Annotated in this window: 11 protein-coding genes; 8 read left to right on the forward strand and 3 right to left on the reverse strand. The window is 44.2% G+C overall.

Annotated features, from left to right (window positions below):
• Window positions 1-29: 29 nt before the first annotated feature.
• On the reverse strand, window positions 30-1862 hold the full coding sequence (locus tag AC2EXB_RS04580; RefSeq protein ID WP_483603925.1) for an LTA synthase family protein: 1833 nt from the start codon (window positions 1860-1862) through the stop codon (window positions 30-32).
• Window positions 1863-2100: 238 nt separating this feature from the next.
• Here AC2EXB_RS04580 and AC2EXB_RS04585 point away from each other — a divergent pair, with 238 nt between their 5' ends.
• From AC2EXB_RS04585 to xylF, 8 genes are all read left to right on the forward strand, one after another.
• Window positions 2101-2547, forward strand: coding sequence for a putative immunity protein (locus tag AC2EXB_RS04585; protein WP_235198513.1), 447 nt, complete (start codon window positions 2101-2103; stop codon window positions 2545-2547).
• Between the two features lie 194 nt (window positions 2548-2741).
• Window positions 2742-3875 (forward strand): sugar ABC transporter substrate-binding protein, encoded by a 1134-nt coding sequence (locus AC2EXB_RS04590; protein WP_235198514.1) that lies wholly within the window; start codon window positions 2742-2744, stop codon window positions 3873-3875.
• 88 nt (window positions 3876-3963) lie between these two features.
• Window positions 3964-5484, forward strand: a complete 1521-nt coding sequence (locus AC2EXB_RS04595) for a sugar ABC transporter ATP-binding protein (protein WP_235198515.1) — start codon at window positions 3964-3966, stop codon at window positions 5482-5484.
• A gap of 12 nt (window positions 5485-5496) precedes the next feature.
• Window positions 5497-6672 carry a sugar ABC transporter permease gene (locus AC2EXB_RS04600; RefSeq protein ID WP_235198516.1) on the forward strand — a complete coding sequence of 392 codons (1176 nt, stop codon included), beginning with the start codon at window positions 5497-5499 and terminating at the stop codon, window positions 6670-6672.
• Window positions 6673-6809: 137 nt separating this feature from the next.
• Window positions 6810-7787 carry a sugar ABC transporter substrate-binding protein gene (locus AC2EXB_RS04605; RefSeq protein WP_483603926.1) on the forward strand — a complete coding sequence of 326 codons (978 nt, stop codon included), beginning with the start codon at window positions 6810-6812 and terminating at the stop codon, window positions 7785-7787.
• Complete coding sequence (locus AC2EXB_RS04610; protein WP_235198518.1) at window positions 7784-9232, forward strand: sensor histidine kinase; 1449 nt, start codon at window positions 7784-7786, stop codon at window positions 9230-9232. Before AC2EXB_RS04605 ends, AC2EXB_RS04610 begins: the two co-directional genes overlap by 4 nt.
• Window positions 9225-10784: a response regulator gene (locus AC2EXB_RS04615; RefSeq protein WP_483603927.1), complete on the forward strand. Its 1560-nt coding sequence runs from the start codon at window positions 9225-9227 to the stop codon at window positions 10782-10784. Before AC2EXB_RS04610 ends, AC2EXB_RS04615 begins: the two co-directional genes overlap by 8 nt.
• 18 nt (window positions 10785-10802) lie before the next feature.
• Entirely contained in the window at window positions 10803-11891 is a 1089-nt protein-coding gene (gene xylF / locus AC2EXB_RS04620; RefSeq protein ID WP_483603928.1) for a D-xylose ABC transporter substrate-binding protein, read from the forward strand.
• Window positions 11892-11954: 63 nt separating this feature from the next.
• On the opposite strand, the gene ald is transcribed toward xylF, so the two are convergent.
• Together ald and AC2EXB_RS04630 are read right to left on the reverse strand one after the other, a co-directional pair.
• Window positions 11955-13085, reverse strand: a complete 1131-nt coding sequence (gene ald, locus AC2EXB_RS04625) for an alanine dehydrogenase (RefSeq protein ID WP_483603929.1) — start codon at window positions 13083-13085, stop codon at window positions 11955-11957.
• 111 nt (window positions 13086-13196) lie between these two features.
• Window positions 13197-14447, reverse strand: a complete 1251-nt coding sequence (locus AC2EXB_RS04630; RefSeq protein WP_483603930.1) for a PucR family transcriptional regulator — start codon at window positions 14445-14447, stop codon at window positions 13197-13199.
• Window positions 14448-14559 lie beyond the last annotated feature (112 nt).

The following is a 14559-nucleotide window of genomic DNA, read 5'->3' on the forward strand; positions in this document are numbered from 1 at the left end:
GGAAAATTTCTTTCCGGAAGCTTTTAGTTTCAAGGGCGGCTGGACTGCCGCAATTCATCCAAGGCGTTTTCCTGGATGATGGTGTCTGAAACTTGCAGCTGTTTCGCCGCTTTGCCGATGTGAGGTGCGCATCGGTCAAACGGAATTTCCTCTTCTGTTTCAATGGAATAGCATGTGCCTGAGCCAATCGACTCTGTAAAATCCGGCAGATAATACACATCTTCAAAGCGGAACGAACCGTCGCGGAACACCGTTAAATTCGCTTCCTCATCCATTAAAGACTGGCCGAGCACATACGGGTGGCCGATGCCAAGAATAGCTAAGATAGTTGGCGTGATATCAATTTGGCCGCCGCTTTTATCAATGGTCTCACCTTGAGCAAGGTTTGGCGGTTTGATAAATAGCGGCACTCGCCGGCTGAGTTCAAACTGATCGACCGCTGACTCGACCTCAAATTCCTTGGCCATCTCACTGCCGTCCTTTTGAAGGCCGCTGTCATGGTCGCCGTAGAAGACAACGAGCGCATCGTCCCAAATGCCTTTGTCTTTCAATTCTTGGACCATCACTCCGACAGATCCGTCGACGTAATGGATGGTCTGATAATAGCCTTTTAAAAGCGGATCTTCGTAGCCCGCCAAATCAAGCGCGCGGTCTTCTTCGGGAATTTCATACGGGATATGGCTCGTCAATGCGACAAGGAAAGCAAAAAACGGCTCTTCCAATTCTTCCATATGCTCGATCGAAGTCGTAAAGAATTCTGTATCGTTCACTGCCATCCCGATTTTCTTTTCTTCCGGGTAATCTTCTTTGCTGAAAAACTGGTCAAAACCGATTTTTTGATAGAAGCTGTCCCGGTTCCAGAAATCTTTTTCATACGCATGCATGGCGGCAGTGGTGTAGCCGTTTTCCTTTAAAGCTGCCGGCAGCGAATCGAATTCATTTTCTTCGTACTGCGTATAGACTGAGCCCGAACGCAAGGGCTGAAGCGAAGTATTCGTAATAAATTCGGCATCAGATGTTCTTCCTTCGTGCGTCTGGTGGTAAAAAGACGGGAAGTAAAGCATTTCTTCGGTAAGCTTATTTAAATTTGGCGTCAATTCCTGGCCGTTCACTTTATGGTGAATGACACTGCTTTGGAAAGACTCAAGTTGAACGAGAATAACATTCGGCTGCTCTTCGGCAACTTCTGCATTTTCTCCGCCTTTATTGGCTTTTCGAATGAGTGATTCTTCCTCAGCTGTTACGCGATTTTCTTTGCTGACGAGATCAATTCCGCCTTTGGCAAGATCAAGTCCATGATAGCCCCAAAACCCGAATTGATAATAATCCTGCATATCGGCGATAGTGGGATCGAGTGGGGAAGCGCCTTTTACAAAATAATCCGTCAGCATTGGCATAGCGTATAACCCAATTCCGGCAGCTAACACAATGCCGGCATATTTCTTCCGATTTACATTTTGGATAGAAGCATGGCGTTTCCTTGAAAACCAAATGACTGCGCCAAATAAGAGCAAGTCTGCAAAAAAGAAAAAGTCAGTGGCTTGGATCAGCGTTAAAAATCCACCGCCGACATCATTGATTTGAGTGATATCAGACAGCAATGAGATGGAGAGGAAATCTTCAAAATAGCGGTAATACCATAAGTCGGAAATCAATAAGGTGCTGTGGAGAAAGAGCAGAAACAGAAAGATCCATTGCCTTGTTTTTGCTTTCAATAGCAAGGTCCAGCAGGAGAGAATCAGGACAGTGGCGAGATTCAAGAGGAAAAAGCCAAATTCGAATTCAGTTCCGCTTAAAGAGCTGAATAAAAAGATTTTGGAAATGGACAGTATAACGTAAATGATGTAATCAAAAAAAAACATCAGAATCCCTCCGCAGCATTAACTTTCAAATCATCTGTTGTCTTCCTCCTTACCTCTTTTAAAGGAGACAAAAACCTTTTCGACAGAGAGATTTAGTTTTAGAGCCTAAAGGATAAGGTATAAAGAAGGGAAGAACTCTTAAAGAAACAGAGTCGCCGTGGAAAAAACGATATCACATTGAATTTTCTCCATTGGAAAATAAGCTTTAAACCATAATCCAGAAAGGACCGGTGTGAAAATGGCATCGCAACACTTTGTAGATTCCGACATCAAAGAAAAAATTGAAGAACAGCTAGGGAAAATCGATCATTTTACAGCGGTGCGCTGGGCAGCTGATTGTGCGGAGCATGTGCTTTCCTATTATGAGAATTTATTTCCGAAAGATCAGCGTCTGCATAAAGCCATAGAAGCAGCTCATTTATGGACAAAAGGCGAAGTGAAAGTAAGGGAAGCACGCAAAGCAGCATTCGAAGCCCATGCTGCAGCAAGAGAGACGGAAGATGAGGCGGCCGCGTCAGCAGCGAGAGCTGCCGGACAAGCAGTGTCAACTGCCCATATGGCCGAGCACGCCATCCATGCTTCCACCTATGCGGTCAAATCAGTCGCTTTTGCAAAAGATTTCAGCGAAGATGCAGTGGCAGAAGAACGGAAATGGCAATACCAGCGGCTCCTGGAAATGGAGTGAAAACAGATTCAGCGTAAAACCGAGAGGAAACTCTCGGTTTTTTTTGTTTTTTCTGGACTATTTCTTCATTTGTTTTTCGAACATTGAAAAAGTATAGATGAAATTAAAAGAGTGCTAGTGATAGCGCTTACATCGTTTTGTTTCCTAGCTATACTGAAAAAGAAGACGAACAAAAGATTGAAAGGGGAATGGCAATGAAAACTAAGGGGAAAAAGTTTACATTATTTCTTGTCTTAATGATATTTGCATTGATTACTGCAGCTTGCAGTGATGAAGGCGGAGATTCAGGCAGCGGTGGAAGCAGCAACGGACAAGTAGACGTTGGGATCGTCTTGCCGACAAAAGATGAACCAAGATGGGTTCAGGATGAGCAGCGTTTCAAAGATGCATTGGCAGAAACAGATTATTCAACTGAAATTCTCTTCAGCCAAGGATCGTCTGCAAAAGAAAAAGAGAATGTTGATATTTTATTGAATAAAGGGATTAAGGTATTGATCATCAGCCCGCACGACGGGGCAGCGGCTGCAGCAGCGGTTGAATCGGCTAAAAAAGACGATGTGACAGTCATCGCTTATGACCGATTGATCACAGATACAGATGCAGTAGATTATTATGTAACATTCGACAGCTTGGCAGTAGGTGCTGCACAAGGGCAGTACTTGATCGACAACGCTGAAGGCTCAGGTGTTCCTTTGTACCTGTATGCAGGAGCTTCTTCTGATAACAATGCTTTCTTATTCTTCCAAGGCGCTTGGAGCGTATTGCAGCCGAAAATTGCAGATGGCACATTTAAGATTGCCAACTCAAGCGAAGCGGAAGCATTAAAAGATACAGCGGAATTATCGCGCGACCAATTGAGTAAAATTCTTGGACAAGTGACGACAAACTGGGATCCAAATGAAGCGAAGAACAAAGCACAAACTCATTTAACGGGTGTAGCTGCTGATATGAAAGGCGATGTATCCATCTTAGCGCCGAACGATGGAACAGCACGTTCGATTGCGGATGTTTTCTCTTCTGATGGAGACATCACAAATTACACGATTACGGGACAGGATGCAGAAAAAGCGTCTATTCAATACGTAATTGATGAAAAGCAATCGATGACCGTTTTCAAAGACGTCCGCACACTTGTAAAAGATGCAATCGACATGGCTGTTACAGTTCTTGACGATGGAACTCCAGAAACAACGGGTTCTTATAATAACGGAACAGCTGATATTAAAGCGAAGCAAACAGATGTTATCGTTGTCGATAAAGAAAATGTGAAACAAGAACTGATCGATTCCGAGTACTACGAAGCAAGCGAATTCACGGGGCTTGAATAGAATTGAAAAGGCAACAGCGAAATAGTGATAGAGCCATCTATCACTATTTCGCCTTTCTGCTAATTGTTTGCTTAAAGGAGGATTATCAATGAGCGAATATATTTTGGAAATGAAAGGGATTTCCAAGGAGTTTACAGGAGTTAAAGCACTCAGCAACGTAAATTTCAAAGTGAAAAAAGGAGAAATCCATTGCTTGATCGGTGAGAACGGAGCCGGCAAATCGACGCTTATGAAAGTACTCAGCGGGGTCTATCCTCACGGGAATTATGATGGGGATATTATCTACGAAGGAGAAGTCCAGAAGTTCAGCAATATCAGCGATAGTGTAAAAGCGGGCATTTCCATTATCCATCAGGAACTGGCTTTATTCCCGGATTTGACAGTATATGAAAATATATTTGCTGGCAACGAAGTAAAGCGAGGGGCGTTCGTAGATTGGAACCAAACTGTCGTTGAAGCCCAAAAAATGTTGAAAAAAGTAAATTTAAAAGTGAATCCAGAAACTTTGGTAAAGGATTTAAGCGTCGGCAGACAGCAATTGGTTGAAATTGCAAAAGCCTTGAGCAAAGAGGTTAAATTGCTGATCTTGGATGAACCGACTGCCGCTTTGAATGAAGACGATAGTGAGAATTTATTGGAATTATTAAAAGGCCTGAAACAGGAAGGCATCACGTGCATCATGATTTCGCATAAGCTGAAAGAAGTCATCTCTATTGCCGATAAAGCGACCGTCCTGCGAGATGGACAAACAATTTGTACGCTGGATGCTGCAGACGGACCGATTTCAGAAAGCATCATTATTCAAAACATGGTAGGACGCGAGATTAAAGACATTTATCCGAAACGGCCGAATAAGAATATCGGCGATAAGATTTTGGAATTGCACAATTGGAGCGCTTTTGATGTGGAATTGGGCCGCGAAGTGGTAAAAGATGTGGATTTCCATATTAAAAAAGGGGAAATTGTCGGCATTGCCGGGTTAATGGGTGCGGGGCGAACTGAACTAGCCTTGAGTATTTTCGGCAATCCGAAATCGTATAAAGTTCAAGGCGACCTTTTGCTGAATGGGAAGAAGCGCAAGTTTACCCACACAAAAGATGCGATTAAGGCAGGCATTGCTTACGTCACCGAAGACCGTAAAGGCAACGGGCTTTTCCTGCTCCAAGATATTAAGAGCAATGTATCAGCAGCAAACTTAAAAGGTATTTCTTCAAACGGTATTTTAAACGGCAACGAAGAAATCAAAGTAGCGACAGAATACAAAAAATCCATCAATATCAAAGCTTCTTCTGTCGAACAAAATGTCGGGAATTTAAGCGGCGGAAACCAGCAGAAAGTATCACTTGGAAAATGGCTGTTTGTCGGCCCGAAATTATTGATCCTGGATGAACCGACGCGCGGAATCGATGTCGGCGCGAAGTTTGAAATATACACCATCATGAATCAGATGATCAATGAAGGCTTGAGCATCATCATGATTTCTTCAGAGCTTGGAGAAGTGCTTGGCATGAGCGACCGGGTTTATGTAATGGGCGAAGGGCGGATCAAAGGCGAAATGGCCATTGAAGAAGCGAGCCAAGAAAAAATAATGCAACTTGCAACGCATTAGGAGGTAGAGCCAGTGGGGTTTATTACAGAAGTTAAAACATTAATTAAAGATAATATCCGTGATTATGGAATGTATATCGCGCTTGTGGTCATTTTGCTGACCTTTACCATCATGACGGATGGTCTCTTCATGTCGTCGCGGAATATCAGTAACTTATTGGATTCTGCTGGATACATTGCCGTACTGGCAGTCGGGATGACATTGGTCATCGTTATCCGGCATATCGATTTATCTGTCGGTTTTGCCGCCGGATTTCTCGGCGCAATCGCAGCCATTTTCCTGACGCAGATGGGGGTATCGGTTTATATCACGGTACCGGCCATTTTGATCTTCGGGATCGTTGCTGGATTGTTCAATGGATTTCTCATCGCCCAGCTCGGCATTCCGGCTTTTGTTGCGACTTTAGCTGCGATGCTCATTTTCCGAGGCGCTTTGCTGCGGGTTACAGAACAGACGGGAACAATCATTGTCAACGATGATAAATTCAATGCCCTCGGGAACGGATTTATCCCTTCACTTATGGAAGTGAATGGACTGCATCTTCTTTCGCTGATCGTCGGATTAATCGGTGTTTTGCTGTATGTATACAGCGAATTCTCCAATCGGCGCAATAAAGTGAAATATAAATTTGATGTGCCGTCAAAAGGCATCTTCGCTTTAAAACTCATTTTAGTTTCAGCGGTCATCGCTTATATCACCTGGATCTTAGCAGGATATAATGGCTTCTCCTGGACGGTCGTGATCATGCTGGTCGTTGTAATCATCTACCATTTCATGACGACGAAGACAGTGCTTGGCCGCCATATTTATGCGGTCGGAAGCAATCCTGAAGCAGCGCATTTAAGCGGGATCAATGTAAAGAAAATTACGTACATCGTCTTCGGTTCGATGGGGATGCTCGCTGCTTTGTCCGGAATCCTGTTTACATCAAGGCTTCAATCGGCTACAACTACAGCTGGTACGCTATTTGAACTTGATGCCATCGCGGCAGCTTATGTAGGCGGTGTTTCCTCAGCCGGGGGTGTCGGGAAAGTCACCGGTGCGATCATCGGTGCCATCGTTATGGCTTCTCTGACTAACGGCATGAACTTGCTCGGTGTCGGTATTTCGTATCAATACATTATCCGCGGCGGTGTTTTAGCAGCTGCCGTCATCTTCGATGTCATGACGCGCAGAAAACGAGGTTAACTTTTAAGAGGGGCTTTAAAAGCCCCTCTTTTTGCCATCTATCGCCTCGTCTATTTAGAAGAAAACCGAGTATTGTGCATCATTTCTTATGTGGTATGATAAAAATTATTGACTATTCAAAAAAGGGGATATTTCCCGTGCGAAAATTCGGCTTGGCTGTAATCGGTCTCTTATGCATCGTCTTATGTTATTTCACCTTGTTGTCAGCGGAAAAAGTTTTTCGTACAAACGGGCAATTGCCGGCCGCCGCTGGGTCGGCGGAAGGCAAACCGCGCCTCATTTTAATCACTAAAAATTTGGATACACCATTCTGGGATCAAATTGCAAAAGGCGCTCTCGAACAAGCGGAAAAAGAAGGGGCAGACCTGGAGGTATGGGGAAGCTACGGCAATAACCAGGAAGATTTTTTGGAGAAAATTGAAGTCGCTCTTTATTCAAAAGTGGATGGAATTATTGTGCAAGGATCGGATTCCGAAGAATTCAATGATTTGACGAAAGTCAAAGCGTCTTTCCATGGAATCCCCATTATTACAGTCGCAAACGATGTGCCGAAGGAAAAAAGCCTGCGGAAAACCTATGTGGGGTCCGATCAGTTCTTGGCCGGCAAAATGATTGCAGAGCAATTGGTATCGGATATGGGCAATGCCGGCAAGGTAGTGGTGATGGCCAATATGCGCCATGAATACTATCAAGACCAGCGGCTTGAAGGGCTTCGTTCTGTGCTCGATGCTTATGTTGGTATCGATTTGATCTTTTCTGAAACAACGGAAGTGCGAAAAGATATACTTGCAAAAACACAGCAAATTTTAAATGAGTCCCCAGATTTAGATGGGTTTATCGCTTTAAACGCCGATTTTGCATCGCCGATGATCCAGGAAATAAGCAAGCGTTCTCAAGTGGAGCCTTATTATATTTACTCGTTTGATGACGGACCGGAGTCTTTGGCGTTATTCGAACAAGAAAAATTGGACGGCATCATTAAGCAAGCACCGGATACTATGGGGCGAACCAGTGTCAGTTTAATGATGAACTGGCTAAAGGATGAAGCCATGCCGCTTGATATGGACGGCTACCTTACCGATATCCGCATGTTGAAAGTGAAGGATCAGCGATGAATAAAATACAGAAAAAAGTTTGGATGCTCGCACTCGTCGTTTTGTTTATCATGTCGGCTATCTGGATCACTTTGACTTACTACAACCAAAAGACGCAAAGCCAATACAATGATGTGCTTCAGCGCTATTTAAGTTTGAATGAAGTGACGGTTATCAGCCAACAGCTGGTGACCGATTTAAATAATTATTTGATCAAGCCAACACCTGACAATCTGGAAAAGCTGGATGCCAGCAAAAAACAGATCCATGAAGCGAAAGATGAAATTTTTGATTTGCGCAACGAAGAAAATGAATTTGCGCTGACAAATTATACAAATCTTTTAGAGAGTTTAGTTGAAACGACAGACCGCTCCATGATGCTGCAGTCCGAGCAAGAAGCAGAAGGATCAAATGAGGAATTTTCGGAAGCCACCCGCATTTCCACATATATCTCAGAGATGACTTTGACGATCATTGATACGGAGCTAAAAACTTACGAACGCTTTTATCGAAGCATTATTGAACAATCCGAAGAGTTGAAGCAGCTCGGCATTTGGCTGCTTTTGCTGATTACGTTCGTGCTCCTGCTTTTGACTTATTGGTTTTCCATCAGCATCACGAAGCCGGTTCAAATGCTGACTCAATCGGCAAACGAATTATCGAAAGGCCGATTTGATCTGGAGATTAAAGTGGATTCCAATGATGAGATATCTTTCTTGGCCCAAACGTTTGACCGTATGCGCATCAATATCAATAATCTCATCATCGAAATTCAAGAAAAAGCGCAATTGGAGCGGGAATTACAGCAAAATAAGCTTTTATTGCAGGAAAGCCAGCTATTGGGGCTGCAAAGCCAGATCAACCCTCATTTCCTATTTAATACCTTGAATATCTTATCGAAAAAAGCGTATTTGGAAGGAGCCGAGGAAACCAGCGATTTGCTTGTGAGTGTTGCAGGGCTGCTTCGCTACAATTTAAAGCGCTTAGACCGGCCAGTAACGCTTTACGAAGAGCTGATTGTGTTAAAGCAATACATCGAAATTCAGCAAGCCCGCTTCACCGATCGTTTAAATGTCCATATGGAAGTGGATGAATCTTGTTTGAATGTGAAGATTCCAGGGCTTACTTTGCAGCCGATTATTGAAAACGCTGTCATCCATGCCATTGAACCCGAAGAAGACGGGGGACATATATGGTTCCGGGTCATTGATAAAGGAAATGCAGTCATTATTGAAATTGAAGACGATGGAAAGGGCATGTCGCATGAAAAGATCAATCAGCTGTTAGGTGGACAAAAAGTGCCGGCTGAAGGACATTCTACAGGAATTGGCTTTGCCAATGTCGTTCAGCGTCTGCGGATTTTCTATCGTGCTGAAAACGTTCTGGGCATCGAAAGTGAAGAGGGCAAGGGGACGAAAGTAATCATGACTTTGCCAAAAATGGGGGAGGAAAAACAGTATGGCTAAGCTTTTGATTGTCGACGATGAGCAGATTGAACGAGAAGGACTTGAAGCGATTTTGTCGAGGGCTTATCCGGAATTGGCGATTGAACAAGCGAAAAATGGCAGCGAAGCGGTTCGGTTGGCAGAAGAGTTTCATCCGGATTTGATCTTAATGGACATTAAAATGCCGGGAATGGGTGGATTGGAAGCCATTGAAATCATCAGCGGAAAATATCCTTCCATGAAGTTTGTCATGGTTACAGCTTTTGATACCTTCGATTATGCACGTCAAGCCATCAAACTGGGCGTCAAAGACTATCTTTTAAAACCGAGCAAAGCCAGTGAAATTGTAGCAACGGTCGGAAAAGTGCTTGCCCAAACAGAAGAAGAGCGAAAAGTCATGGCCACGAGCGAATTTCAACAAAATGCCATGCAGCAAGCTTTGACACTGGTTGAAACGGATGTGGTTACGCAATTATTATTTGACCATGTCCATGAAGTGCATTTGGATATGCTTGTTGAAATGCTCGATATACGGTCAACCAATGAAAAATTTGTCATGAGTGTTTTATTGCCTGCCGGATCGGGAGATCAATATTCAGCAATTAAAGAAAAAGTGAGAATGACGAAAAGCGGATGGGTTGGGGCATTATACGGCAGGCAGCTTCCGATTATCGTATTTAGGGAACCGGAGAAATCGTACCGTTCTCAAGCGATTTCATTGGCTCAGGAAATCCTGTCTTTGCGGAAAACAGAAGCAGAAGCCGGGTGGTTTATCGGAATTGGACAAGTTTGCGGTTCGCTGGACCAAATACGCCAATCCTATCAGGAGTCGCTGATTGCGACCATGGATTCTACATTGCCGGTCAAATACCGGTTTTATTCGGATGTGCCGATTCTAAGTGATGGGTTTAGCCCTCAATTGGCGAAACACGGCGAGAAGAAGCTGTTTGACCATATCCGTCTAGGGCAATGGGAAGATGTCAGCTATTATGCACTCGATCTCATTCAAGTCTATGAGAACGGGGGAGCGGACCTTCTGCAAATTCAACAGCGGGTGTTGGAACTGATGTGGGTCATTTCACGGGTCATGAGCGAAGTGGGAGTTGAGACAGACACGCCGCTGTATTCTTTCCAGGCGCAAGATTGCCGGCAGCTGCGGTCAGAAACCAGCTATTTGCTGGACCGCATGAAAGAATCCTATACAAAACATTATGGGAAGCTGGAAGCGGATGCCATTCAGCAGATCAAGGTCTACATCAGCGAGCATTCGAATGAAGACATTTCTTTGGACGTCTTAGGCCAAAGAGTAGGATTGAGCCCAATTTACATCAGTAAAATGTTCAAAGAAAAATTAGGCATCAATTATATCGATTTTTTGACGGAATGCCGGATTGATAAAGCGAAGAAACTTTTGGCGGATCCCGAGAAAAGCATCAAGGAAATCACTTTTGAAGTGGGGTACCACGAACCGAATTATTTCAGTAAGGTGTTTAAGAAAAACACAGCCGTTTCACCGAAAGAATACCGTAAATCGTTATTCGGGAAAAAAGGGTTAGCGGCAACAAAGAGCTGATTTTAAGGAGAGAAATCGATGAAGCTGTCCATTTATCAAGTGCTGTCCCTTTTTCTCTTGTCGGTTTTGTGTATGGTGTGCGTTTCTGCTTGTGTGGAAGAGACGCCGGAAGAAGAGCTCTTGGCAGAAAAGGAAATGCCGGTGGAAGAATCTGATCAGATAAAGCCGGTTGAACAGCCGATTAAAATCGGATTTTCGATGGATACGCTGCTAGAAGAGCGTTGGTTGAAGGACCGGGATCTATTTAAGGAATCTGTAGAAGAGCTCGGAGCAGAAGTGGAAATCTTAGCAGCAAACGGCAATGATGCCCTGCAGATCTTACAGGCTGAAAAACTGATCAGCGAAGGGGTCGACTTGCTGGTTATTGTTCCACATAATGCGGAGGCCACAGCAGCAGTGGTCAATAAAGCACACCAAGCGGGCATCAAAGTCGTTGCCTATGACCGGCTCGTAAAAAATGCTGAAATTGATCTGTATATTTCTTTTGATAATGAAAAAGTGGGAGAGCTCCAAGCGAAAGCCATGCTAGAAGAAGCGCCGAAAGGAAATTACGTCTATCTAGGCGGGGCAGAAACAGATAACAATGCCCATTTGATGAAAAAAGGGGTTTATAATGTATTGCAGCCATTGATAGATAAAGGCGATATAAAAATTGTCTATGATCAATGGACTCAGGACTGGGCTCCGGAAAATGCAAAGGAAAATATGGCGGCGGCTTTATCCGCTAACGGTGGAAAGGTCGATGCCGTCATCGCGGCAAATGATGCAACGGCAGGCGGCGCCATCGAAGCGCTGGAAGCCTATGGCCTGGCTGGAGAAATTCCGGTTGCGGGGCAAGATGCAGAACTTGCGGGGATTCAACGGCTCGTACAAGGCACCCAGACAATGACCGTCTACAAACCGATCAAGACATTGGCGAAAGAAACGGCTGAATTGGTCGTAGCACTCGCAAAAGGAGAGGAAGTGGCGGTCAATCGGAAAGTCCATAACGGGAAAGCAGAAGTGCCGGCAGTGTTTTTATACCCTTTAAGAGTAGATGAAACCAATTTGGAAGATACCGTTATCGCTGACGGCTTCCATTCAGAAAAAGATATTTACGGACCGTAACAATAAACTAAAAACCCCCTCGCATTATCCAGAAATAATGGATAATGCGAGGGGGTTTTTTGCTTAGTTCAACGCTGCGATTTTCTCAAGCGCTTCTTCTGCTGATGTGTACTCGTAGCCTAAATCTTTTGCAACTGCTTCATACGTGATGCTGCCATTTGCTGTGTTAAGGCCAAGTTTCAAAGCAGGGTTTGAAAGGATGGCGTTTTTAACGCCTTTGTTAGCGATCTGCAAAGCATATGTCATTGTGACGTTCGTCAAAGCGATCGTCGATGTTCTTGGAACAGCTCCCGGCATGTTCGCTACCGCATAATGCACCACTCCGTGTTTTACGTAAGTCGGGTCATCATGAGTCGTAATGCGGTCGGAAGTTTCAAAAATTCCGCCTTGGTCAATAGCGATATCTACCACGACAGCTCCAGGCTTCATCGATTTGACCATTTCTTCTGTCACTAATTTAGGCGCTTTTGCACCCGGAATTAAAACAGCGCCGATGACCAAATCAGCTTCGCGTACGGATTCTGCAATATTGAACGGATTCGAGATTAACGTAGTTACATCGTTTCCAAAGATGTCATCCAATTGGCGAAGGCGTTCCGGATTCAAGTCAAGGACTGTTACTTGTGCACCAAGGCCGACAGCCATTTTCGCCGCATTCGTACCAGCCACACCGCCGCCGACGATTGTTACTTTGCCGCGTTGTACGCCTGGAACTCCAGATAATAGGATGCCTTGTCCGCCGTAGATTTTCTCAAGGAATTGAGCGCCGACTTGTGCAGCCATGCGTCCAGCCACTTCACTCATTGGAGTCAATAGAGGAAGAGTCCGGTTTACAGAAACGGTTTCATATGCGATTGCAATCACGTGCTTGTCAGCCAATTCTTTCGCCAATTCCGGTTCTGCAGCAAGATGAAGATAAGTGAATAAGATCAAGCCTTCACGGAAGTATGCGAATTCAGAAGCAATCGGCTCTTTTACTTTCATGACCATTTCCGCCGCCCAAGCTTCTTTAGCAGTGGCAACGATTTTTGCTCCAGCATCGATGTAATCCTGGTCTGTAAATGAGCTTCCCATTCCTGCTTGTGTTTCAACTAGGACCGTATGTCCATCTCTAAGAAAAGCGTCCACTCCTGCAGGCGTGATCGCTACTCGGTTTTCGTTATTTTTGATTTCTTTTGGAATGCCAATAATCATTTCTTGTTCCCCCTTGAAATAATGTTGTGCGTGTAAAATCCATTATAGGGGGTAAAAAGGAGTTTTACTTTGTGTTAAATGAAAAAACCAAAAGCTCTGATTTGTGAAAAATCACAAACGATTTTGCTTCTCCCATTGGCGAATTTTTAAATCCAAGAATACCGCCATTTTTTCATGTATACTTTTAAGATTCAATTGGCTGATTTCAGCTATTCTTTTTAATCGGTAGCTCATCGTATTCGTGTGGATAAACATCTTTTTCGCGGCTTCATGGACATTGCTGTCCTGCTGGATAAAAATCTCCAGGGAAGCGAGCAAATTTGTTTTATTGTGCTTGTCGTATTGTTCGAGCAGCGCGATAGCGGGATGTTCGTAATGGCTGGACCTTTTTTCTTCGATAATGGCATCGAAGTATTTGAATATGCCGAGTTGATGGTAATGGGTGGCTTCTGCCAGATCATCAGGGAAGTAGGCCCTCAACTGAAGGACTTTTAACGCTTCCTGGTAACTGGTTTCTGCTTTCTCAAAGTCTTTATAGACGGTTCCTGAGCTGCCCTTGATGCCATTGACCGCAAAACGGTTATTCATCGCTGAGATGAAAAAAGAAATGAAATCGTTGAATACTTTTTCATCCGGCTGCGTGGGGTGGGGCGAGGCGATTAAAATGACCTCATTTCGCATCACCACCATAAAATGGTTCGTAATCTTTTGGCTTGTCGTAATCAAATACGAGATGTTCTCCTCGATCTTGCGGCTGATTTCTTCTTCAAATTGAAAGACAAGAACCGCGTATCGAGCCGGCATCTTCAAATGCAATTGAGCGAATTTCTTTTGGATATCTTCGCCTGACTTGAATTGCCCCGTCAACAATTGCCAAAAGAAATCCTGGTAGTTTTCCTCTTTCTCTTTCCGCTGGCGGTGGAGCTTCAATAGGAGCGGCAAAGCGGCAGCGGCTGCATCTTTTAAAAGCGCTAATTCTTCATCGGATAATCGGTCATTTTTCTCGAGTGCCCAAATATAGCCGAGCACTTCTGTATTTCTGCGAATTGCAATCGCGACTCGATCACGCAATCCGATTTCTGCAATTTCAGGAATCCGCAAAGCGGCATCCATATTCATCAACTTAGGAATAATCCGTTCTTTCCATAGACGGTTAATGACTTTTTCCGGGACACGCTGGCTCATGATAGTGCCGATTCTGGCAGAATCCGTGGCGTCTTCATGCGAGCTATAAGCCAGTAAACGATGATTGGCGTCTTCAATTGTGGCGGGACAATCCAATACCTCTTTCACGCTGTCGGCTAACTCTTGAAGGGTGCTGAATGGTTTTTTAAACGGGTTGTCCAGATGGGTTTCTTTCATAATACAGCTCCTTGCATCACGTGCGATTCTATAAGATAAGTATAGCGAAAGTGAGTATGCTGTGCTAGACAAGCAATGGACATAAATTAGGCAGTCCGCCTCGTTTGCTGTA

The organism is Planococcus alkaliphilus (assembly GCF_057031095.1).

Coding starts and splice junctions, on each gene's coding strand:
- AC2EXB_RS04610 (WP_235198518.1), top strand. CDS start 7,784: ATGAATAAAATACAGAAAAAAGTTTGGATGCTCGCACTCGTCGTTTTG.
- AC2EXB_RS04595 (WP_235198515.1), top strand. CDS start 3,964: ATGAGCGAATATATTTTGGAAATGAAAGGGATTTCCAAGGAGTTTACA.
- AC2EXB_RS04630 (WP_483603930.1), bottom strand. CDS start 14,447: ATGAAAGAAACCCATCTGGACAACCCGTTTAAAAAACCATTCAGCACC.
- AC2EXB_RS04580 (WP_483603925.1), bottom strand. CDS start 1,862: ATGTTTTTTTTTGATTACATCATTTACGTTATACTGTCCATTTCCAAA.
- ald (WP_483603929.1), bottom strand. CDS start 13,085: ATGATTATTGGCATTCCAAAAGAAATCAAAAATAACGAAAACCGAGTA.
- AC2EXB_RS04590 (WP_235198514.1), top strand. CDS start 2,742: ATGAAAACTAAGGGGAAAAAGTTTACATTATTTCTTGTCTTAATGATA.
- AC2EXB_RS04615 (WP_483603927.1), top strand. CDS start 9,225: ATGGCTAAGCTTTTGATTGTCGACGATGAGCAGATTGAACGAGAAGGA.
- AC2EXB_RS04585 (WP_235198513.1), top strand. CDS start 2,101: ATGGCATCGCAACACTTTGTAGATTCCGACATCAAAGAAAAAATTGAA.
- xylF (WP_483603928.1), top strand. CDS start 10,803: ATGAAGCTGTCCATTTATCAAGTGCTGTCCCTTTTTCTCTTGTCGGTT.